The following is a 20,997-nucleotide window of genomic DNA, read 5'->3' as shown; positions in this document are numbered from 1 at the left end:
CTCAGGCCTCGTCGGCGCGGCGGGCCAGCTCCTCGAGAGCCGCCTGCATCATCGGCGCGACGGGCCCCTCGTCCACGCCGAGCATGGACTCGACCTGCCGGGCGGCCTGGTGCACGAGCATCTCGAGACCGCTGGCGACCGCTCCCCCGCGCTCGGCGAGGAGCTCGGTGAGCGGACTGGGCCACGGATCGTAGAGGACGTCGAGGAAGACCGCCGGGACGGGGAGGCTCCCGGCGGACTCCCATGCGGTGCGCAGCGGCGGGGAGCCGGGGGCCGCGATCGCGCTGACCACGGCGTCGGCGGAGAGCACGGTGCGGCTCTCGGACCAGTCCACCACGCGACCGGCGGCACCGCGCTCGGCGGCGTGGGCGAGCAGCGGCGCGAGCTTCTCGGGCGCGCGGGCGCTGAACAGGATCTCCTGCGCACCCATCTCGGCCAGCGCATCGGTCGCGGACAGGGCCGTCGCGCCGGAGCCCAGCACCCCGCCCCGGGTGATCCCCCGCAGCCCGTGGTCGGCGAAGGTGGCGACGATCCCGTGGACGTCGTGGTTCTCGGCCCGCCAGCTGCCATCGTCCGCGCGCACGAGCGTGTTCGAGATGCGCAGGCGCGCGCTCACCGCATCGTGGTGCGCCGCGAGCGCGAACGCCTCGGGCTTGCCGGGCATCGTCACGCTCAGCCCGCGCAGGTCGCGCCCCGGCCCGTCGGCGAGGAACTGCCGCAGCCGGCCGGCCGGCACCTCGAAGGCGTCGTACGTGGGGCCGTCCAGCCCCAGCGCCCGGTAGGCGGCGCGGTGCAGCACCGGGGACAGGGAATGGCCGATGGGGCTGCCGACCACGGCGAAGCGTCCGTTCGACGTCGCGTGCCCGGGCTCAGCCATCCTTGGCCGCCGCCCATTCCTGCCATTCGCGGACGTTGGCGTCATGCTCCGCCTTGGTGGTCGCGAACTTGGTCTCGCCCGTGTCGGTGTTGACGGTCACCCAGTACAGCCAGTCGCCCTCCGGCGGGTCGAGCACGGCGTCGATGGTCGCCGCGCCGGGGTTGGCGATCGGGCCGACGGGGAGGCCGGCGCGCATATAGGTGTTGTACGGGCTGTCCACGGCCCGCTCCTCCGGGGTGGTGGAGACGGCCTTGCGGCCCGAGACGTAGGCGACGGTGGAGTCCAGCTGCAGCTTCATCGGCCGGCCGCCGGCCTCGCCGACTCCCGCCAGGCGGTTGTCGATGGTCCGGGCCACCTTGCCGTAGTCCTCGGGGGTGCGCGCCTCCTTCTCGGCGATCGAGGCGATGGTGAGCGTGGAGTGCCACTGGTCCGGCGGGATCTCGCGCGCCTCGAGCTCGGACTTCATGCGCTCCCACATCATCGTGAGCACCTGCTGGGCGGTGGCGTCCTCGGGGATGTCGTAGCGGCCGGGCCACAGGTACCCCTCGATGCTCCCGGCGGGGTTCTCCGGGACCCCGATGGCGGCCGGATCGCCGGTGAGCGCCTCGAAGTCCTCGACGGGGATGCCCGTCGCCTCCGAGAGCCGCGGGTAGATGTCGCTCAGGCGCAGTCCCTCCGGGATCGTCACCCGGAATCCGGCCAGGCTCGCCGGGTCCAGCAGCATCGTGAGCGCCGCGGAGGAGGACATCTGCGTCCTGAGCCGGTAGGTGCCCGGCGTGATCGAGGCGGCCTCCGGCGTGTTGGCGAACAGGGAGATGAACGGGCCGGTGGAGAGGATGACGTCGTTCTCGACGAGCGTCTTGGCGATGTCGGTTCCGGTGTCGCCCTGCTTGACCTCGATCACGACCTCGCCGGTGCCGGGCCCCTCGTAGTCGGTCGGCTCGGCCTGGCCGATGTTCACCGCGCCGGTGAGCCACTGGTACCCGTACACGCCGCCGACGCCGAGGCCGCCGATCGCGAGGAGGACGACGAGCACGGGCAGCACTCGGCGCAGCGGGCTGCGGCGCGGAGCACGTCGACGGCCGGTGAGCGGCTTCTTGACCACGGCGCCGCCCTCCGCCTCGGACGAGGGCTCGCCGCTCTGGGAGTCGGCGATCTCGTCGAAGGAGCTGCGCTTGTTCATCAGGGTTCCTTCCGCGCCGGTGAGGAGGGCGGGACCTCGCCGTCGGGCGGGGTCCCGTCGGGGAGGGCGGGCTCGACCAGCTCGCCGGCCCGCGCTCCCGTGCTGCGCTCCGTCTCCAGGGCGCTCTGCAGGATCATCACGGCCGCGACCTGGTCCACCACGGTGCGGTGCTTGCGTCCCTTGCGGCCCGCGGAGTGCAGGGCCTTGTGGGCATCGACCGTGGTGAGCCGTTCGTCGACCAGTCTGACCTCGACGTCCTGGCCCGCCGCGAGGAGGGCGGCCGTGAGCTCCGCGCAGAAGTCGCGGGCCTTCCGGGCCGCCGGGCCCTCGCTGCCGTCCAGTCGTCGGGGCAGCCCGACCATGATGGCACGCGGCTCCATCTCCCGGACATGATCCAGCACCGTCGCGGCGGCGGTGTCGCGGGCCAGCGTGTCGATCGGGGTCGCGATCAGGCCGTCCAGGTCGCTGCGGGCCAGTCCGACGCGGACGTCGCCGACGTCCACGCCGAACCGGATGCCGCGCGGAACGCCGCCGCCCTGCCCGGTCATGCGGACGCGGCGACCGTGACCGCGGCGGCGACCGCGTCCAGCGCCTGGGCGGTCCGGGCGCTGTCGCCGCCGCCTCCCTGCGCAAGGTCGTCCTTGCCGCCTCCGCGCCCGCCCATGGCCTCCGCCCCGGCGCGCAGCAGCGCCCCGGCCCGGAGCCCCTTCTCCCGGGCGCTCGCATTGGTCGCGACGACCAGGGCGGCCTTCCCGTCGACCGAGCCGGTGACCGCGACGACGCTCGGAGCGTCCTCGCCGAGGCGGGAGCGGAGGTCCGTGACCAGCGTGCGCAGGTCTCCCGCGGCGACGCCCTCCCCCGCATCGTGCACGAGCAGGCGCACCCCACCCGCGTCGCGGGCGCTGCCGGCGAGCTCCCCGGCCTGGGCCTGCAGCTGGGCGCCGCGCAGGGCGGCGAGCTGCTTCTCCATGTCCTTCACCCGCTGGGCGAGGCCGCGGACCCGCTCCGGGAGATCCTCGGCGGAGCCGACCTTCAGCAGCTCGGTGAGCTGGGAGACGAGCGCGTGCTCCTTGGCCTGGAAGCGGTATGCCGACAGGCCCACCAGCGCGTCGACGCGGCGCACCCCGGACCCGATCGAGGACTCGCCCATGAGCTGGACGGTGCCGATCGCTCCGGTGGTGGCGACGTGCGTCCCGGCGCACAGCTCCTTGGACCAGTCCCCGCCGATGGAGACGACCCGGACGATCTCCGGGTACTTCTCGCCGAACAGGGCCATCGCGCCGGCGGCGCGGGCCTCCTCCAGGGGCATCTGCTGGTCGGTGACCAGCAGCTCCTGCTGCAGCTGCGTGTTGACCCGCCCCTCGATCTGCTCCAGGGAGCTCCTGGGCACCCCCTGGCCGTACCGGAAGTCGAAGCGCATGCGGCCCGGGGAGTTCTCCGAGCCCGCCTGGGTGGCGCCGTCGCCGAGCTCCTCGCGCAGCGCCTGGTGGACCATGTGGGTCGCGGTGTGGGCGCGCGCGATCGCGCCGCGGCGCTCGAGGTCGATCTCGGCGATCGCGCCGACGCCGGCCGCCGCCGTGCCCTCGACCAGGCGTCCGCGATGCACGATGAGGCCCTTCACCGGGGACTGCACGTCGTCGACCTCGACGATGCCGCCGTTGTTCAGCGCGATGCGGCCCTGATCGGCCAGCTGACCGCCCATCTCCGCGTAGAACGGGGTGGCGGCGAGGACGATCTCGACCTCGGCCGGGGCGTCGACCGCGTCGACGAGGGCGCCGTCCACGAGCACGGACTCGACGGTGGTGGAGACGGTGTGGTCGGTGTAGCCGAGGAACGGCACGGCCTCGCCGCGCTCGCCCAGGAGGCGGTTGTAGACGGCCGTGTCCGCATGGCCGCCCTTCTTCGCGGCCGCATCCGCCCGCGCCCGCTCGCGTTGCTCCTGCATGGCGGAGCGGAAGCCGCCCTCGTCCACGGACAGCCCGACCTCCTGGGCCATCTCCAGGGTCAGGTCGATCGGGAAGCCGTAGGTGTCATGCAGCCGGAACGCGTCGGCGCCGGAGACGCTGCGGCCGCCCGAGGCCCGCACCTCCTCGGCGACCTGGTCGAAGATCGCGCTCCCGGTGACCAGGGTGCGGCGGAAGGCGTCCTCCTCCGCGTAGATGACCTCGCGGATGCGCTCGGCGTCGGCCTCGAGGGAGGGGTAGGCCTCCTGCATCGCTGTCAGCGACACGGGAAGCAGCTCCGGCATCGCGGGCCGGTCGTAGCCGAGCAGGCGCACGGAGCGTACCGCACGGCGGATCAGGCGCCGCATGACGTAGCCGCGGCCCTCGTTGCCGGGGCGCACGCCGTCCGAGGCGAGCATCATCGCGCTGCGGACGTGGTCGGCGACCACGCGCATGCGCACGTCGTCCTCCGCATCGGCGCCGTAGGTGCGGCCCGTGAGCTGCTGGGTGCGCTCGATGACGGGGAAGACCTGGTCGGTCTCGTACATGTTCTGCTTGTCCTGCAGCAGGTAGGCCAGGCGCTCGACGCCGAGCCCGGTGTCGATGGCCTTGTCGTCCAGCTCGCCGAGCAGCTCGTAGTCCTTGCCCGCGCCGGGACCGCGCAGGAACTGGTCGAACACGAGGTTCCAGATCTCGAGGTAGCGGTCCTCGGCGCGCTCGTCGCCGGGCCACTGCGCCTGCCGGCCCGAGGGGGCGTCGGGCCCGTAGTCGGGGCCGCGGTCGTAGTACCACTCGCCGGTGGAGCCGGCGGGGCCGGGCTGGCCGGTGTCCCAGCAGCTCTCCTCCCAGGGCAGCTGCACGATGCGGGCGGGATCCAGGCCGATCACCTCGGTGAGATGGGTGTAGGACTCCTGGTCCTCCTCCCACAGGGTGATCCACAGCCGCTGCGGGTCCAGGCCGAACCCGCCCTCGTCCTGCGAGGAGGTGAGGAGCTCCCAGGAGAAGTCGATCGCCCCGGCCTTGAAGTAGTCGCCGAAGGAGAAGTTCCCGGCCATCTGGAAGAAGGTGCCGTGCCGCGTGGTGCGCCCGACGTTCTCGATGTCGTTGGTGCGGATGCACTTCTGCACGCTCGCGGCGCGCGGCCAGGGCGCCTTCTCGGTCCCCACGATGTACGGGATGAACGGCACCATGCCGGCGATCGTGAAGAGGATCGACGGATCCGAGGAGACGAGCGAGGCGCTGGGCACTGCGGCGTGCCCCTTCTTCTCGAAGAAGTCGAGGAATCGTCTCTGGATCTCGGCGGTGCGCATGGGGGTGGGTGTCCTTCCTGGACGGGTCGTACGGAGGGGAAAGCGAAAGCCCCGGTCAGCGTACCGGAGTACGGCTGCCGGGGCTGTTCGGCTGAGCGGGTGCGGTCAGCGGGCGTAGTACTCCACGACCAGGGCGACGTCGACGGTCACGGGGACCTCGGCGCGCTTGGGGCGGGAGACCAGCTTGGCCTTGAGCTCGGGAAGCTCCACCGACAGGTAGGCCGGCGTGGACGCCAGCACGTCGGCGTTGCCGCCCTCGGCAGCGATCTGGAAGGGCTCCATGGCCTGGGACTTCGGCTTGATCTGGATGGTCTGGCCCGGCTTCACGCGGAAGGAGGGACGGTCCACCAGCTTGCCGTCGACCAGCACGTGACGGTGCACGACGGCCTGGCGGGCCTGCAGGGTGGTGCGGGCGAAGCCGGCGCGCAGCACCAGCGCGTCCAGGCGGCTCTCCAGCAGCTCCACCATCGACTCACCGGTCAGGCCCGGCTGCTTCTTGGCATCGAGGTAGGCGCGGTGCATCTGCTTCTCGCGCAGGGCGTACTGCGCGCGCAGACGCTGCTTCTCGCGGAGACGGACCGCGTAGTCCGACTCGGTGCGACGACGGGCGCGGCCGTGCTCGCCCGGGGGGTAGGGGCGCTTCTCGAAGTACTTCACGGACTTCGGGGTCAGCGGGAGCCCGAGGGCTCGAGAGAGGCGCGCCTGGCGGCGCGCACGGGTGACGTTGGTCACGAGGTATACCTCTTGTTCGCGTGGTGTGAATCCAGAAAGGCAGCCGCGGATTCAGGCTACGACTCTAATCGAGGCGGTCGCCCTGCTCAACCGGGCACGGCGTGATCCGCGTCGTGTCCCCCTGTGCCGTCCATCACCCGCGCCCTCATCCCTGGCCGCGGATGATCCGCCGCAGCGCCGGCACCCGGCGGGCGAGGTCGGCCTCCGCGCCGTGGGAGGTCGGCTCGTAGTAGTCCGTGCCGACCAGGTCGTCCGGCGGGTACTGCTGGGTCGCCACGCCGTGCGGGGCGTCGTGGGCGTACTGGTATCCCTCGCCGTGGCCGAGCTTCTTCGCCCCCGCGTAGTGCGCGTCGCGCAGCCCCGCGGGCACGGTCGTCCCGCGCCCGGCCCGGACATCGGCGATCGCGGCATCCAGCGCCGTGTAGGCGGCGTTGGACTTGGGAGCGGTGGCGATGTGGACGACCGCCTGCGCCAGCGGGATGCGCCCCTCGGGCATGCCGAGCATCTGCACGGCCTGCATGGCGGCCACGGCGACCTGCAGCGCCGTCGGATCCGCCATGCCGACCTCCTCGCTGGCGGCGATCACCACGCGCCGGGCGATGAACCGGGGGTCCTCCCCCGCCTCGATCATCCGGGCGAGGTAGTGCAGCGCGGCGTCCACGTCCGAGCCGCGCATGGACTTGATGAACGCGCTGGTGACGTCGTAGTGCTGGTCGCCGGCGCGGTCGTAGCGCAGGGCGGCGCGGTTGACGGCCTGCGAGAGCGTCGCCGCATCGATCTCCCGGGCCTCCGTCTGGAGCGCCGCCGCGGCGGCGGCCTCGAGGGACGTGAGGATCTTGCGGGCGTCCCCGCCGCCCAGGCGCAGCAGCGCCTCGCGCGCCTCCTCGGTGAGGGTGACCGCGCCGCCCAGACCGCGCTCGTCGGCCAGGGCCCGGTCCACCAGGGTGTCCAGGTCGCTGCGCTCGAGGGATTCGAGGGTGAGCACGATCGACCGGGACAGCAGCGGGGAGATCACCGAGAAGTACGGGTTCTCGGTGGTGGCGGCGATGAGGGTCACCCACCGGTTCTCGACGCTGGGCAGCAGGGCGTCCTGCTGGGACTTGGAGAAGCGGTGCACCTCGTCGACGAACAGGACCGTCTCGCGGCCCACGGTGCGCAGCCGGGAGCGGGCCTGGTCCACCACGTCACGGATGTCCTTGACCCCTGCGAGAACCGCGCTGACCTCGACGAACTCTCGGTCGCCGGACTGTGCGACGACGTAGGCGAGGGTGGTCTTGCCGGTGCCGGGCGGGCCCCAGAGGATCACGGAGCTGGGCGCGGTGCGGGAGTCGTCGGCCGCGACCAGGCGTCGCAGTGGGCTGCCGGGCTCGAGCGCGGCGCGCTGGCCGACGATCTCCTCGAGGCTGCGCGGGCGCATCCGCACCGCGAGCGGCGCGCGGTGGTCGCGGTTGCGGTCCGAGAGCGTGCGGGGCGCCGGGGCGTCGCCGGACAGCGAGAACAGGTCCTCCTCCATCCCTCCAGCCTAGGCGCCCGCGGGGACCCTCAGAGACCTCGCGCGATCCGCCCCGGCCAGCCGGGCCCCTCGTAGATGAGCGCGGTGTACCCCTGGACGAGATCGGCGCCGGCATCGAGGCGCTCGCGGACATCGGCCGCGGTAACCACGCCTCCGCAGCTGATGACGACCGCCTCGGCCGGCAGCGCCCCGCGCAGCAGGCGCAGCACGGCGAGGGAGCGCTCGGCCAGGACGGGGCCGGACAGGCCGCCGGCCCCGATCTCCTCGATGCGCGCGCGGTCCTCGCGCAGGGACTCGGGCCGGGTGATGGTGGTGTTCGTCGCGATCACCCCGGCGATGCCGACCTCCTGGCTCAGCCGGGCCACGTCGAGGATGTCCGCATCGTGCAGGTCGGGGGCGATCTTCACGAGCACCGGGATCTCGCGGCCCAGGTCCCGGCCGGCCTTCCCGGCCTCCTCGAGCACGGCCTCGAGGATCGGGCGCAGGGAGTCGGCGGACTGCAGGTCCCGCAGACCGGGCGTGTTGGGGCTGGAGACGTTGATCGCGAGGTAGCTCGCGTAGGGGGCGAGCAGCTGGGCGGAGAAGCGGTAGTCCTCGGCGGCGTCCTCGAGGGCGGTGACCTTGGACTTGCCGATGTTCACGCCGATCACGGCGCGCTGGCCGCGCTCGCTCGCGCGGGCCCGGGCGAGGTTCCGCGCCACCGCGGCGGCCCCGGGGTTGTTGAAGCCCATCCGGTTGATCAGCGCGCGGTCCTCGATCAGCCGGAAGGAGCGCGGGCGCGGGTTGCCCGGCTGCGGCTTCGCGGTGACGGTGCCGATCTCCACGTGCCCGAACCCGAGGTCCAGCAGCGCGAGCGGCGCCTCGCCCTGCTTGTCGAAGCCCGCGGCCAGGCCGAAGGGGCTGCGGTGCGGGGCTCCGAGGACGGTGCGCGCCGGGCGCCGGTCGCGCCCCGGGGCCGGGGTGCGGAAGAGGGCGCGCAGCACGGCGGGTCCGCCGGGGAGGCTGTGCGCGCGGTGCAGGGCGGTCATGGTCAGCCGATGCGCCTGCTCGGCATCCAGGCGGCGCAGGAGGTGGCGGAAGACCAGGGGATAGATCGAGGAGGACACGCTCAGACCGTACCGTCCCCGGCGCGGCGGCGAGCGGCCGTCCGGCGCCGGGCGAGGTAGGCGATCGCCACCACCGGCAGCAGCAGCGGGATGAAGGCGTAGCCGATCCCGTAGTAGGACCACACGCTCGCCTCGGGGAACAGCTGCGGGTCCAGCACGGTCAGGGTGCCGACGCAGAGCACCCCGACCAGCTCGGCGACCACGACGACCAGGGCGGCGCGGGAGTCCCCGCCGCGCCGCGCCAGCAGCACGGTCGCGACGATGTAGGTGAGCGCGGACAGCAGCGAGAACGCGTACGCGACCGGGGCCCTCTCGAAGCCGGTGAGCACCTGGTAGCCGGCGCGGGCCGAGGCCGAGAGCGCGAAGACGGCGTAGACGATCACGAGCAGGGTCGCGAAGCCGCGTCGCCGCGAGGCGGGGACGGCCGCGGGGCGGGGCTCTCCGGCGGCCGCGCCGGCATCGGCGGAGCTCCCCTCGACCGGGCGGGCGGTCCTGCTCATGCGAATCCTCCTGGCCACAGCTGCTCCACCCGGACCTGCAGCACGATCGAGGTCAGCGCCACCACGAGGATCGCCGCGCTGCCGTACCGGCTGCGCTCCCACACGCCGAGCCACAGGCCGCCCAGCGGCAGCAGCACGGCGGTCAGCAGGTATCCGTACAGCAGCACCGGGTCCCCCACCTCGCCGCCGGCGAGATCGCGGGCCCCCAGGGCGACGGATTCGCCCAGCCACACGAGCAGCAGCAGGGCGCAGGCCCCCAGCAGCACGAGATCCGCGGCGAGATCCTTGACCACGTAGTACAGCGCGAGGAGGGCGGCGACGGCGCTGATCACGTGCAGCGCGATGACCACGATCGCCATGTCCTTCTCTCCGAGCTCTCCGAGCTGCGCGCAGGTCCCGGACCTGGGATGCCGGTCTCCGGGCGGGCCCGGCAGGAGCGCCGGGCGACTCCCCTACGATAGAGGAATGCCGACAATCTCCGTCACCTCCCAGCCCGTGGGGGACGTCACTGCCGATGTGCTCGTCCTCCCCGTCCTCACCGGCGCCGAGGGCGCCGACGCCTCCGTCCCCGGCTCCGCCGAGCTGAGCGCCGCCGCCGTCAGCGTGGGGGCCACCGGAGCCCGCGAGCAGCTGCACCGCCTGCCGGCCCTCAGCGGCTTCGCCGCCGGCAGCATCCTGCTGGTGGGCATCGGTGCCGGCTCCTTCGACGATGCCTCCGCGGAGGAGCTGCGCCGCGCATACGGCGCCGCCACCCGCAGCCTCGCCGGGGTCGCCACCGCGGCGATCGCCGCCCCGGGCGCCGATGCGGCCGCTCTGGCCGCGGCGATCGAGGGCGCGGCGCTGGGCGCCTACGCCTTCGTCGCCCACAAGTCCGAGTCCTCCTCCCCCAAGCCCGCCCTGTCGGCGATCGAGGTCGTCGCCGGCGATGCCGCGCCCGAGGACGTCGAGGCGGCGATCTCCCGGGCCGATGTCCTCGCCCATGCCGTGGAGATCACCCGCGACCTGGTGAACACGCCCCCGAACCTGCTCTACCCGGAGAGCTTCGCCGCCCGGACCGCCGAGCTCGTGGCCGATCTGCCCATCGAGATCACGGTGCTGGACGAGACCCAGCTGGCCGAGGGCGGCTACGGCGGCATCGTGGGCGTCGGCCAGGGCTCCGCCCGCCCGCCGCGCCTGGTGCGGCTGGACTACGCCCCCGCCGGCGCCGCCCAGCACGTGGCGCTCGTGGGCAAGGGCATCACCTTCGACACCGGCGGCATCTCCATCAAGCCCGCCGCCGGGATGGACGAGATGACCTCGGACATGACCGGCGCCGCCACCGTGCTCTCGGCGACGGTCGCCGCCGCGCGCCTGGAGCTGCCGGTGCGCGTCACCACCTTCCTCGCGATCGCGGAGAACATGCCCGGCGGCGGCGCCCAGCGCCCCGGCGACGTGGTGACCATGCGCAACGGCATGACCGTGGAGGTGCTCAACACCGACGCCGAGGGCCGGATGGTCATGGCCGACGCGCTCGTGGACGCCGTGGCCGAGCAGCCCGACCTCGTGATGGACGTCGCCACCCTCACCGGAGCGGCCATGGTCGCCCTCGGCAAGCGCACCGCCGGGGTCCTCGGCACCGAGGGCGCCCGCGCGGCGGTCGTCGAGGCCGCCCGGCGCACGGGCGAGCCGTTCTGGCCGCTGCCCTTCCCCGAGGAGCTGCGGGCGGACCTCACCGGCCGGGTCGCGGATCTGCGCAACATCGGCGAGCGGTGGGGCGGCGCCCTCACCGCCGGGATCTTCCTGCAGGAGTTCGTGGGCGAGGCCGAGTGGGCCCATCTGGACATCGCCGGGCCCGCCTTCTCCTCCTCGCCCGCCGGGTACACCGGCAAGGGCGCCACGGGGATGAGCGTGCGCACCGTCCTGCAGGTGATCGAGGACCGCGCCGCCTGAGCCGCGCTCCCGGCTGCGACCTGCACAGGTCCCCTGAGCCCCGACCCCGCCGCCGCGCGGGGTCGGGGCTCTCACATTCCCGGCGTCGGCCCCGCGGACCTGCCCTCGCCGGGGCTCGCGGTGGCCTAGCATGGAGCGCGTAGCGTGCGCGAAGACGGCTCCACAGAGCGTCCCGCGCCTTCACCGATATTCCGAGGGAGCTCACAAGGTGGCGGATACATCCACTGACCAGTCGTACGACGTCGTGATCCTGGGAGGTGGCAGCGGTGGCTACGCCGCAGCGCTGCGCGGCGCCCAGCTCGGCCTGAAGATCGCCCTCGTGGAGAAGGACAAGCTCGGCGGCACCTGCCTGCACCGCGGCTGCGTGCCCACCAAGGCCCTGCTGCACGTCGGCGAGGTCGCCGACTCCGCCGCCGAGGGCGCGGAGATGGGCGTGAAGATGTCCCTCGAGGGCATCGACATCGCCACCACGCTCGAGTTCAAGGACAAGATCATCGGGCGGCTCTACAAGGGCCTCCAGGGCCTGGTGAAGTCCCGCAAGGTCGAGTACGTCGAGGGCTTCGGCCGCCTGACCGGCAAGAACACGGTCAGCGTCGAGACCTCCGAGGGCGTGCGCGAGCTGACCGGCAAGAACGTCGTGCTCGCCTCCGGCTCCTACTCCAAGACGCTCCCCGGCCTCGAGCTGGGCGGGCGCATCCTCGACTCCGAGGCCGCGCTGCAGCTGCCCGAGGTCCCCAAGAACCCGATCATCCTGGGCGGCGGCGTGATCGGCGTCGAGTTCGCCTCGGTGTGGAAGTCCTTCGGCGCGGAGTCCGTGACCATCGTCGAGGGCCTGCCCCACCTGGCCGCCAACGAGGACGAGTCCCTCTCCAAGGCCCTCGAGCGCTCCTTCAAGAAGCGCGGCATCAAGTTCTCCCTGGGCACCTTCTTCGAGAAGGCCGTGCAGACCGACACCGGCGTCACCGTGACCCTGGTGGACGGCACCACCTTCGAGGGCGACTACCTGCTGGTGGCCGTGGGCCGCGGCCCGGCGACGGCGGGCCTGGGCTACGAGGAGCAGGGCATCACGATGGACCGCGGCTTCGTGCTCGCGGACAAGAACACCCTCGAGACGAACGTCCCCGGCATCTACGCCGTCGGCGACATCGTCCCGGGCCTGCAGCTCGCCCACCGCGGCTTCCAGCAGGGCATCCTCGTCGCCGAGCGGATCGCCGGGCAGGACCCCGCCCCGATCGTCGAGTCCGGCATCCCGCGCGTGACCTACTGCGACCCGCAGCTCGGCTCCGTCGGCATCACCGAGAAGCAGGCCAAGGAGCAGTTCGGGGAGGACGGCGTCGAGACCTACGAGTACAACCTCGGCGGCAACGGCAAGTCCCAGATCCTCGGCACCACCGGCTTCATCAAGCTGGTCCGCGAGAAGAACGGCCCGATCGTCGGCGTGCACATGATCGGCCGCAACCTCGCCGAGCAGATCGGCGAGGCGCAGCTCATCGTGAACTGGGAGGCCTACCCCGAGGACGTCGCCTCCCTCGTCCACGCCCACCCGACGCAGAACGAGGCCATCGGCGAGGCCGCCCTCGCCCTCGCCGGCAAGCCGCTGCACGCCCACGCCTGAGACGCCCCCACAAAGGAGAACACCATGTCCGAAACCGTGAAGATGCCGGCTCTCGGCGAGTCCGTCACCGAGGGCACCGTCACGCGCTGGCTGAAGTCCGTGGGCGACACCATCGAGGTCGACGAGCCCCTGCTCGAGGTCTCCACCGACAAGGTCGACACCGAGATCCCCTCCCCGGTGGCGGGCGTCATCGAGAAGATCCTGGTCGAGGAGGACGAGGACGCCGAGGTCGGCGCCGACCTCGTCGTCATCGGCGACGGCTCGGGCTCCGACTCCGAGGGCTCCGCGGCCCCTGCCGCCGAGGCCGAGGCCGAGGAGCCCACCCCGGCGCAGGCCGCCGAGGAGACCGGCTCGGAGGAGACCGAGGAGGTCGCTCCCTCCGCCGCCTCCGACGAGGCTCCCGCTCCCGCCCCGGAGTCCGCTCCCGCCTCCGGCGGTTCGGGCACCGATGTGACCATGCCGGCTCTCGGCGAGTCCGTCACCGAGGGCACCGTCACCCGCTGGCTCAAGGCCGTCGGCGAGAGCGTCGAGGTCGACGAGCCCCTGCTCGAGGTCTCCACCGACAAGGTCGACACCGAGATCCCCTCCCCGGTCGCCGGCACCCTGCTGGAGATCAAGGTCCAGGAGGACGAGGACGCCGAGGTCGGCGCCGTCGTGGCCGTGATCGGCGACTCCTCGGGCGCGGCCGCTGAGGCCCCGGCCGATGCCCCCGCCCCCGAGAAGGAGGCTCCGGCCGAGGAGAAGGCCCCCGCCGCGGAGGAGAAGGCCCCCGCCGCCGAGGCCCCCGCCGAGGAGAAGGCTCCGGCCCCGGAGAAGGCCCCGGCCGAGGAGAAGGCCGCACCGGCCCCTGCTCCTGCCGCGCAGGCCTCCGAGGCGGTCTCGGGATCCGATTCCGGGTCGGGCTACGTGACGCCGCTGGTGCGCAAGCTCGCCGCGGACAACGGCATCGACCTGTCCTCCGTGAAGGGGACCGGACTGGGCAACCGGATCCGCAAGCAGGACGTGCAGGCCGCGATCGACGCCAAGAAGGCCGCCGAGGCGGCTCCGGCTCCTGCCGCGGCCCCTGCGGCGGCCTCCGCCGCCCCGACGAAGGTCGAGGTCTCCCCGCTGCGGGGCACCGAGGAGAAGATGTCCCGCCTGCGCAAGATCGTCGCCAGCCGCATGATCGAGTCGCTGCACACGCAGGCGCAGCTCACCACGGCCGTCGAGGTCGACATGACCGCGATCGCCAAGCTGCGCAGCAAGGCCAAGGACTCCTTCGCCCAGCGCGAGGGTGCCAAGCTGACGTTCCTGCCGTTCATCATGCAGGCGGCCGTCGAGGCGCTGAAGACCTTCCCGAAGCTCAACGCCGAGATCGCCGGCGACGTGGTCAAGTACCACGGCTCCGAGAACATCGGCATGGCGGCGGACACCGAGCGCGGCCTGGTCGTGCCGGTGATCAAGAACGCCGGCGACCTGAACCTCGCGGGACTGGCCCGTCAGATCGGCGAGCTGGGCGCCAAGGCCAAGGGCAACAAGCTGGGCCCGGACGATCTGCAGGGCGCGACGTTCACCATCACGAACACCGGCTCGGGCGGGGCCCTGTTCGACACGCCGATCGTGCCCAACCCCCAGGTGGGCATCCTCGGCTGCGGCACCATCGTCAAGCGCCCGGCGGTCATCACGACCCCGGACGGGGACGAGGTCATCGCGATCCGGTCGATGATGTACCTGTTCCTCTCCTACGACCACCGCCTGGTCGACGGCGGCGACGCCGCCCGCTTCCTCACCTTCATGAAGAAGCGTCTGGAGGAGGGCAGCTTCCAAGCCGACCTCGGTCTGTGATCTGCTCCGCCGCGGCTCGGCGTCCCTGAGCCGGGAGCATCGCAGGGCCCGCACCCCCGTCCGGGGTGCGGGCCCTGCGTCCTGCCCGGCGCGTCAGAGCGGGGTGACCTCACGGATGCGCCACGCGCCGTGCACGGGCTGGAGCTCGACCCGCACGGGCACGATCCCGCTGCCGGGGACGTCCCGCCGGGCGCCGTCCGCGCCGAGCACGGTGTGGGCGCTCTCCTCGATCGTGGCCTCCAGCACGACGGTCCCGGTGTCCGGGTCCTCGCTCCGGACGCTCGCCCCGTGGATCACCGTCCTCCAGCCCTGGACGCTGGAGCCGCGATAGCCCTCGCGGACCTCCTCGTCCTCCGCTTCCGCCGGGCTCCCGGGGGCCGCCGCGGAGTCGTCCTCGACGCCCAGCACATAGTCGTGCCGCTGCTGCGCCAGCCCGGTCAGCACGCTGCGCGGGTCCTCGAGGGAGGGGACGGGGACGGCGGCCTCGGACGGCGCTGCGGCGGCCGAGGGCCCGTCGGCCTCGGACGGTGCCGCGTCCGGTGCCGGCACGTCGACCGAGGCGGCCGGCGGCTGCCCCTGCGTCCCCGGGTCCGTGCCTCCCGGCGGAGCGCCGAGCAGGACCAGCGCCGGCACGAGGAAGGCGACGAGCGCGCCCGCCCCGGCGAGGATCGCCGCGACACGACGCCGCCCGCCGCGACCCCGCCCGCCGCGGCGGCGCACGCCGTTACGAGCGCCCCGGCGCCGCCCGTCGGGCAGCGCGCTCCGCCCGTCCGCTCGCCCGCCGGGGACCGCAGCCGACGCCGGCGCCTCCGCAGCCCGCGGCCGCGCTGCGGATCGGGCCTCCTGCAGCCAGGGCGAGCTGTCCGCGGCGGGACCGCCCGGCGACTCGGGGGCGACGGCAGGGGCCGCCTCGTCGATGCGCCGTCGCAGCGTGCGTCCCTGGTCATCGAGCACGGAATCCAGCCAGCGCTGGTCGGCCAGCCGATCCGCGATCGCCGCGCTCCGGCGCAGCCCGCGGAGATCGTCCACGAGCACGCTCCCGTCGCCGCGGGCCGCGAGCCCGGCGGCTCCCTCCAGGCCCAGCACGTGACCGACCTCGTGGAGCGCCTCGAGCAGCGCGTCCATGTCCTCCCGCGCCCGTGCCCGGGCGGCGCGCTCCTCCGGCGCCGGGGCGCCGTCACGGTCGATCCTGCGGCCCGAGCCGCCGCACAGCGGCCGACCGGTCTCGCGCAGGTACCCGTCGGCCTGCACGTCGATCAGCCGCGGCGCGGCCCGCACCCGCCGCTCCGCCAGCAGGGCGAGCACCTCCGCCTCCTGCCGCAGGGTCTCGCGACCGGCCGCGCTGCGGGCGCTGACCTCGAGGCAGATCCCTGCCCCGCCGCCCGCCCGCAGCAGGGACTCGCACCGGTCCCCGTCCTCGTACCGGATGCGACGGCCGCGGGCCATCGCCGCCGCGAGCGGATCCACCACCCGCAGGCGCGCGCCCTCCGCCGCGTCCTCACCCGCGTCTCGGTCCCTGGCCTCGCCCATGCCCTCGTCCATGGGGCCAGTGAACATCACAGGCTCCGGCGTGGACTCGGTTCATCCACAACGTGCAGGTGGGAGTATCCTCGGCGGGATGTTGGACGTGATTCGGCTCGGCTTCGGCGAACCCCTCCCCGGGGGCGACGCGCATGAGGACTTCGGCCTGCCCCCCGGTCCCGTCGAGTACCGGCGCGCCTGGGAGATCCAGCGCGAGATCCATGCGGAGGTCGTCGCCGGGACCCGGCCTCCCACGCTGCTCCTCCTGGAGCACCAGCCCGTCTACACGGCGGGCAAGCTCACCGCGGAGCGGGAGCGCCCGCGCGACGGCGCCCCGGTGGTGGACATCGACCGCGGCGGGAAGATCACCTGGCACGGCCCCCAGCAGCTGGTGGGGTACCCCATCGTCCCCCTGCCCGTGCCGATCGACGTGGTGGGCTTCGTGCGCGCTCTCGAGCACGCCCTGATCGCGGTGTGCGCGAGCGCGGGCGTGCGGACCGAGCCCGTCGAGGGACGCAGCGGAGTGTGGGTCGTGCGCGAGGGGATGCCGGACCGGAAGGTCGCGGCCATCGGCATGCGCGTCTCCAAGCGCGCCACGATGCACGGCTTCGCGCTGAACTGCGACAACGATCTGTCCTGGGCCCGCAACGTGATCCCGTGCGGTATCGAGGACGCCGAGGTCACCACCCTGACCGAGCAGGCGGGCCATCGGGTGGCCGTGGCCGACGTGATCGACGCGGCGGAGGAGCACCTGCGCGAGCTCGTGGCCAACCGCACGCGGCCCCGCCCGCTGTGACACACCGGCCCTGCCGCAGGGCCGATAGACTGGCCGGCATACCCGACCGCGAGGAGGCACGAGCGTGACCATCGCTCCCGAGGGACGCCGCATGCTCCGGGTGGAGGCGCGCAACGCGCAGACCCCCATCGAACGCAAGCCCGAGTGGATCAAGACCCGCGCCGTGATGGGCCCGGAATACTCCGCGATGAAGCAGCGGGTGCACGGCCAGGGCCTGCACACGGTGTGCGAGGAGGCCGGCTGTCCGAACATCTTCGAATGCTGGGAGGACCGCGAGGCCACCTTCCTCATCGGCGGGGACACCTGCACCCGGCGCTGCGACTTCTGCGACATCGCCACCGGCAAGCCGCTGGCCATCGATCCGATGGAGCCGTTCAAGGTGGCCAGGTCCGTCCAGGAGATGGGCCTGCGCTACTCGACGATCACGGGCGTGGCCCGCGACGACCTCCCCGACGGCGCGGCGGGTCTGTTCGCGCAGACGTGCCAGCAGATCCACGCCATGAACCCCGGCACCGGCGTCGAGCTGCTGATCGATGACATCAAGGGCAGCGCCGAGGCCCTCGAGCAGGTCTTCGCCTCGCAGCCGGAGGTGTTCGCCCACAACCTCGAGACCGTCCCGCGGATCTTCAAGCAGATCCGGCCGGCGTTCCGCTACGACCGCAGCCTCGACGTGATCCGCCTCGGCAAGGACGCCGGCATGATCACCAAGTCGAACCTCATCCTGGGGATGGGCGAGACCAGCGAGGAGATCCTCGACTCGCTGCAGGCCCTGCGGGACGCGGGCTGCGACATCATCACCATCACCCAGTACCTGCGGCCCTCGAAGCTGCACCACCCGATCGACCGCTGGGTCAAGCCCCAGGAGTTCCTGGACCTGTCCACGGCCGCCGAGGAGATGGGCTTCCTGGCCGTCATGGCCGGCCCCATGGTCCGCTCCTCGTACCGCGCGGGCCGCCTGTGGGCCCAGGCGATGAAGAAGCTGGGGCGCGAGATCCCGGAGAACCTGCGCCACCTCGACCAGAACACCCCCGCCCGACAGGAGGCCGCGAGCGTCGTCGCCCGTCACGCGGCCCGTGTCGGCTGACGCCCCGAAAGCAGACGATGGCACGAAAGAAGAACGACTCGCCCGCGGCCGACGCGAAGAAGCCCAAGCAGCCCGGCCGCTTCAAGCAGATGCTCCAGGTCTTCGACATGACCCGGAAGGTCGACCGCACGCTGGTGCCGTACATGGTGCTCGCCCTGGTGGCCTCCCTCGTGGTGGCGATCCTGCTGAGCTGGTTGATCCTGAACAGCCCCTGGTACGGCATCTTCCTGGGCCTGGCGTTCGGTCTGCTCGCGGCGATGTTCATCCTCGCCCGCAAGGCGGAGGCCGCGGCCTTCAACCGCATCCGCGGCCAGCAGGGCGCCTCGCTCGCGGCCCTGCAGTCGATCCGCCGCGGCTGGAACGTGGAGGACGAGCCGGTGCAGCTGGACCCCCGCACCCAGACGATGATCTTCCGCGCCTCCGGCCGCGCCGGCATCGCCCTGATCGCGGAGAACGGCTCGAACGTCTCGCTCAAGCTCCTGGAGAAGGAGCGTCGCAGCGTGCGGCGCGTCCTCAACCACGAGAACGTGCCGGTGCACCAGATCATCGTCGGCGACGGAGAGGGAGAGGTCCCGCTGCACAAGCTGCCCTCCCACATGACGCGGATGAAGAAGGTCCTCACCCGCGACGAGTCCGCCGAGGTCTCCCGTCGCCTGGCCGCGCTCAAGCGCTCGCTGCGCCAGTCCGTGCCCAAGGGCGTGGACCCGATGCGAGCGCGCCCCAACCACAAGGCGCTGCGCGGCCGCTGACCCGGCCCACCCCCCCCTACGGGCACGCCCCGCATCGCGGACGCCCCCGGACCCGCCGATCCTTCGGCCGGTCCGGGGGCGTTCCTCTGTCCGGGGTCGCGCCCGGGGCCCTCCAGTCCACACCCGAGAACCCTGCGATCACGGCATCGTGACCTCACCGTTACATTCGTAACCTGATCGTGACATTCCGTCCCAGCGTGATCAGGACCGCACGACGGCGGTCCCGGCGATGACGTCATGCAGGGGCTGGCGGTCGCGGTTCCAGATCGCGGCCGGCAGGACGAGGAGCATCACGGCGGTGCGCAGGACCGCCCGCAGGAGCATCGGGGTGCGGCGCGCGACGGGCTGGGTGCGCAGGCCCATCAGGAGCTGTCCCGGGGTCGCGCCCCAGAGCGTCAGCATCACCAGGTTCATGGCTGCGAACAGGGACAACGTCGCCAGAGGGTCGTAGGAGAACACCAGCGCACTGACCCCCGAGCTCACAGCCCAGTCGATCAGCAGCGTCACGACGCGGCAGCCGAACGGCGCCACCGATCCGGGGCCGTCGGGCGGGAGGCCGAGGGCCGATCCGCGGACGTAGTCGGCGTCCTGCGGCGCGCCCTCCAGCCAGGAGGCGAGATCCTTGCGTTCCATCACCGGCACAGCGTAGGGCCGCGCGCTGGGAGCCGCGGCGTCCGTCCTGGCGATGTGCGCGGCGCGGCGGCCCCACCGCACCTAGACTGTCCGGCATCGAGCCCCGTCCCGACGGGCGCCCGGCGGTGCTCCGCTCGGGCTGCCGGGGGCTCGGCCCGGCCGACGGGTACACCCGACAGAGCGCCGCATCCGGCGGCGCCCAGATGGAGGATACGTGTTCAGCAATCCCAGTGAGCTCGTGAAGTACGTGCAGGAGGAGGACGTCGAGTTCGTCGACATCCGCTTCTGCGACCTTCCCGGAGTGATGCAGCACTTCAACGTCCCCGCCGCCAGCTTCGACGAGGAGGCCATCGCCACCGGTCAGCTGTTCGACGGCTCCTCGATCCGTGGATTCCAGGCGATCCACGAGTCGGACATGAAGCTGATCCCGGACCTCGAGACCGCGTACCTCGATCCCTTCCGCGAGCGGAAGACCCTGGTCATCAACTTCTCGATCGTCGATCCGTTCACCGACGAGCCGTACTCCCGCGACCCGCGCACCGTGGCCGCCAAGGCCGAGGAGTACCTGCGCTCCACCGGCATCGCCGACACCGCGAACTTCGCCGCCGAGGCCGAGTTCTACATCTTCGACGACATCCGCTACAAGACGGACATCAACGGCTCCTTCTTCCAGATCGACTCCGACGAGGCGATCTGGAACTCGGGCCGCGACGAGTCCGAGTTCGGCGGGAACCAGGGCTACAAGACGCGCGTCAAGGGCGGCTACTTCCCGACCTCCCCCAACGACCAGATGGCGGATCTGCGCGACGACATCTGCGCCGTGCTGTCCGAGGTCGGCCTCGAGGTCGAGCGTGCGCACCACGAGGTGGGCACCGCCGGCCAGCAGGAGATCAACTACCGCTTCAACACGCTGCTGCAGGCGGCGGACGACGTCATGAAGTTCAAGTACGTCGTGAAGAACGCGGTGTGGAACGCCGGCAAGACCGTGACGTTCATGCCCAAGCCCCTCTTCGGCGACAACGGCTCGGGCATGCACACCCACCAGTCCCTGTGGAAGGACGGCGAGCCGCTCTTCTACGACGAGCGCGGCTACGGCGGTCTCTCGGACATCGCCCGCTGGTACATCGGCGGCATCATCGAGCACGCCTCGGCCCTGGTGGCGTTCACCAACCCGACGGTGAACTCCTTCAAGCGCCTGGTGCCCGGCTTCGAGGCCCCCGTGAACATGGTGTACTCGGCGCGCAACCGCTCCGCCTGCATCCGCATCCCCGTCACGGGCACCTCGGCCAAGGCCAAGCGCATCGAGTTCCGCGCTCCCGACCCGTCGGCGAACCCGTACCTGTCCTTCGCCGCGCAGCTCATGGCCGGCATCGACGGCATCCGCAACCGCATCGAGCCGCCGGAGCCGATCGACAAGGACCTCTACGAGCTGCCCCCGGAGGAGCACGCGCAGATCAAGCAGCTGCCCTCCTCCCTCGAGGAGGCGCTGGACGCGCTCGAGGCGGATCACGAGTTCCTCACCGAGGGCGATGTCTTCCCCGAGGACCTGATCAGCACGTGGATCGACTACAAGCGCACCCACGAGGTGGACCCGTTCCGGTTCCGCCCGCACCCCTACGAGTTCGAGCTCTACTACGACCTGTGAGCTGACTCCCCCGGGATCCCCTGCCGCCCGATCCGTC

18 protein-coding genes are annotated in these 20,997 nt (G+C 72.4%); 7 read left to right on the top strand and 11 right to left on the bottom strand.

Annotation, left to right across the window (positions count from 1 at the left end; genetic code table 11):
* Position 1: 1 nt before the first annotated feature.
* The 9 genes from BF93_RS01560 to BF93_RS01520 all read right to left on the bottom strand — a co-directional run bounded on the left by BF93_RS01560 (position 2) and on the right by BF93_RS01520 (position 9,523).
* On the bottom strand, positions 2-877 hold the full coding sequence (locus BF93_RS01560) for a shikimate dehydrogenase (RefSeq protein ID WP_038370162.1): 876 nt from the start codon (positions 875-877) through the stop codon (positions 2-4).
* Positions 870-2,060, bottom strand: coding sequence for an endolytic transglycosylase MltG (gene mltG, locus BF93_RS01555; RefSeq protein WP_084148168.1), 1,191 nt, complete (start codon positions 2,058-2,060; stop codon positions 870-872). Before mltG ends, BF93_RS01560 begins: the two co-directional genes overlap by 8 nt.
* A complete protein-coding gene (gene ruvX / locus BF93_RS01550; RefSeq protein ID WP_038370161.1) occupies positions 2,060-2,608 on the bottom strand; it encodes a Holliday junction resolvase RuvX in 549 nt (182 codons plus the stop codon). Before ruvX ends, mltG begins: the two co-directional genes overlap by 1 nt.
* Entirely contained in the window at positions 2,605-5,313 is a 2,709-nt protein-coding gene (gene alaS, locus BF93_RS01545; protein ID WP_038370159.1) for an alanine--tRNA ligase, read from the bottom strand. The genes ruvX and alaS overlap by 4 nt, the downstream gene beginning before the upstream one ends.
* Positions 5,314-5,418: 105 nt before the next feature.
* Complete coding sequence (rpsD, locus tag BF93_RS01540; RefSeq protein ID WP_038370157.1) at positions 5,419-6,045, bottom strand: 30S ribosomal protein S4; 627 nt, start codon at positions 6,043-6,045, stop codon at positions 5,419-5,421.
* 145 nt (positions 6,046-6,190) lie between these two features.
* A complete protein-coding gene (locus BF93_RS01535) occupies positions 6,191-7,558 on the bottom strand; it encodes a replication-associated recombination protein A (protein ID WP_038370156.1) in 1,368 nt (455 codons plus the stop codon).
* Between the two features lie 29 nt (positions 7,559-7,587).
* Positions 7,588-8,664, bottom strand: coding sequence for a quinone-dependent dihydroorotate dehydrogenase (locus BF93_RS01530; protein WP_232226146.1), 1,077 nt, complete (start codon positions 8,662-8,664; stop codon positions 7,588-7,590).
* A gap of 2 nt (positions 8,665-8,666) precedes the next feature.
* Positions 8,667-9,164 (bottom strand): hypothetical protein, encoded by a 498-nt coding sequence (locus tag BF93_RS01525; protein WP_232226145.1) that lies wholly within the window; start codon positions 9,162-9,164, stop codon positions 8,667-8,669.
* Positions 9,161-9,523, bottom strand: coding sequence for a hypothetical protein (locus BF93_RS01520; protein WP_038370155.1), 363 nt, complete (start codon positions 9,521-9,523; stop codon positions 9,161-9,163). The genes BF93_RS01525 and BF93_RS01520 overlap by 4 nt, the downstream gene beginning before the upstream one ends.
* Before the next feature lie 106 nt (positions 9,524-9,629).
* Here BF93_RS01520 and BF93_RS01515 point away from each other — a divergent pair, with 106 nt between their 5' ends.
* The 3 genes from BF93_RS01515 to sucB all read left to right on the top strand — a co-directional run bounded on the left by BF93_RS01515 (position 9,630) and on the right by sucB (position 14,532).
* Positions 9,630-11,093: a leucyl aminopeptidase gene (locus BF93_RS01515; protein WP_038370154.1), complete on the top strand. Its 1,464-nt coding sequence runs from the start codon at positions 9,630-9,632 to the stop codon at positions 11,091-11,093.
* Between the two features lie 208 nt (positions 11,094-11,301).
* Positions 11,302-12,708, top strand: a complete 1,407-nt coding sequence (gene lpdA / locus BF93_RS01510; protein ID WP_038370153.1) for a dihydrolipoyl dehydrogenase — start codon at positions 11,302-11,304, stop codon at positions 12,706-12,708.
* Between the two features lie 24 nt (positions 12,709-12,732).
* Entirely contained in the window at positions 12,733-14,532 is a 1,800-nt protein-coding gene (gene sucB, locus BF93_RS01505; protein WP_038370152.1) for a 2-oxoglutarate dehydrogenase, E2 component, dihydrolipoamide succinyltransferase, read from the top strand.
* Positions 14,533-14,625: 93 nt separating this feature from the next.
* Here sucB and BF93_RS01500 read toward each other — a convergent pair whose 3' ends face one another.
* Positions 14,626-16,089, bottom strand: a complete 1,464-nt coding sequence (locus tag BF93_RS01500) for a hypothetical protein (protein ID WP_156954006.1) — start codon at positions 16,087-16,089, stop codon at positions 14,626-14,628.
* A gap of 61 nt (positions 16,090-16,150) precedes the next feature.
* Between BF93_RS01500 and lipB the strand changes: the two genes are divergently transcribed.
* From lipB to BF93_RS01485, 3 genes are all read left to right on the top strand, one after another.
* Positions 16,151-16,849 carry a lipoyl(octanoyl) transferase LipB gene (gene lipB / locus BF93_RS01495; protein ID WP_038370150.1) on the top strand — a complete coding sequence of 233 codons (699 nt, stop codon included), beginning with the start codon at positions 16,151-16,153 and terminating at the stop codon, positions 16,847-16,849.
* A 64-nt stretch (positions 16,850-16,913) separates the two neighbouring features.
* Positions 16,914-17,933 carry a lipoyl synthase gene (lipA, locus tag BF93_RS01490; protein ID WP_038370149.1) on the top strand — a complete coding sequence of 340 codons (1,020 nt, stop codon included), beginning with the start codon at positions 16,914-16,916 and terminating at the stop codon, positions 17,931-17,933.
* Positions 17,934-17,950: 17 nt separating this feature from the next.
* The gene (locus BF93_RS01485) at positions 17,951-18,682 is read left to right on the top strand and encodes a DUF4191 domain-containing protein (protein ID WP_038370148.1); all 732 of its coding nucleotides are present in this window, start codon (positions 17,951-17,953) and stop codon (positions 18,680-18,682) included.
* Between the two features lie 201 nt (positions 18,683-18,883).
* On the opposite strand, the gene BF93_RS01480 is transcribed toward BF93_RS01485, so the two are convergent.
* Positions 18,884-19,315 carry an RDD family protein gene (locus BF93_RS01480; RefSeq protein ID WP_232226169.1) on the bottom strand — a complete coding sequence of 144 codons (432 nt, stop codon included), beginning with the start codon at positions 19,313-19,315 and terminating at the stop codon, positions 18,884-18,886.
* A gap of 214 nt (positions 19,316-19,529) precedes the next feature.
* Here BF93_RS01480 and glnA point away from each other — a divergent pair, with 214 nt between their 5' ends.
* Positions 19,530-20,960 carry a type I glutamate--ammonia ligase gene (glnA, locus tag BF93_RS01475; protein WP_038370146.1) on the top strand — a complete coding sequence of 477 codons (1,431 nt, stop codon included), beginning with the start codon at positions 19,530-19,532 and terminating at the stop codon, positions 20,958-20,960.
* Positions 20,961-20,997: the final 37 nt, after the last annotated feature.

The organism is Brachybacterium phenoliresistens (assembly GCF_000576425.1).
Classification (GTDB): domain Bacteria; phylum Actinomycetota; class Actinomycetes; order Actinomycetales; family Dermabacteraceae; genus Brachybacterium; species Brachybacterium phenoliresistens.
The sequence above is the reverse complement of the archived record's forward strand: the minus strand, read 5'-3'. Positions and strand labels throughout refer to the sequence as shown.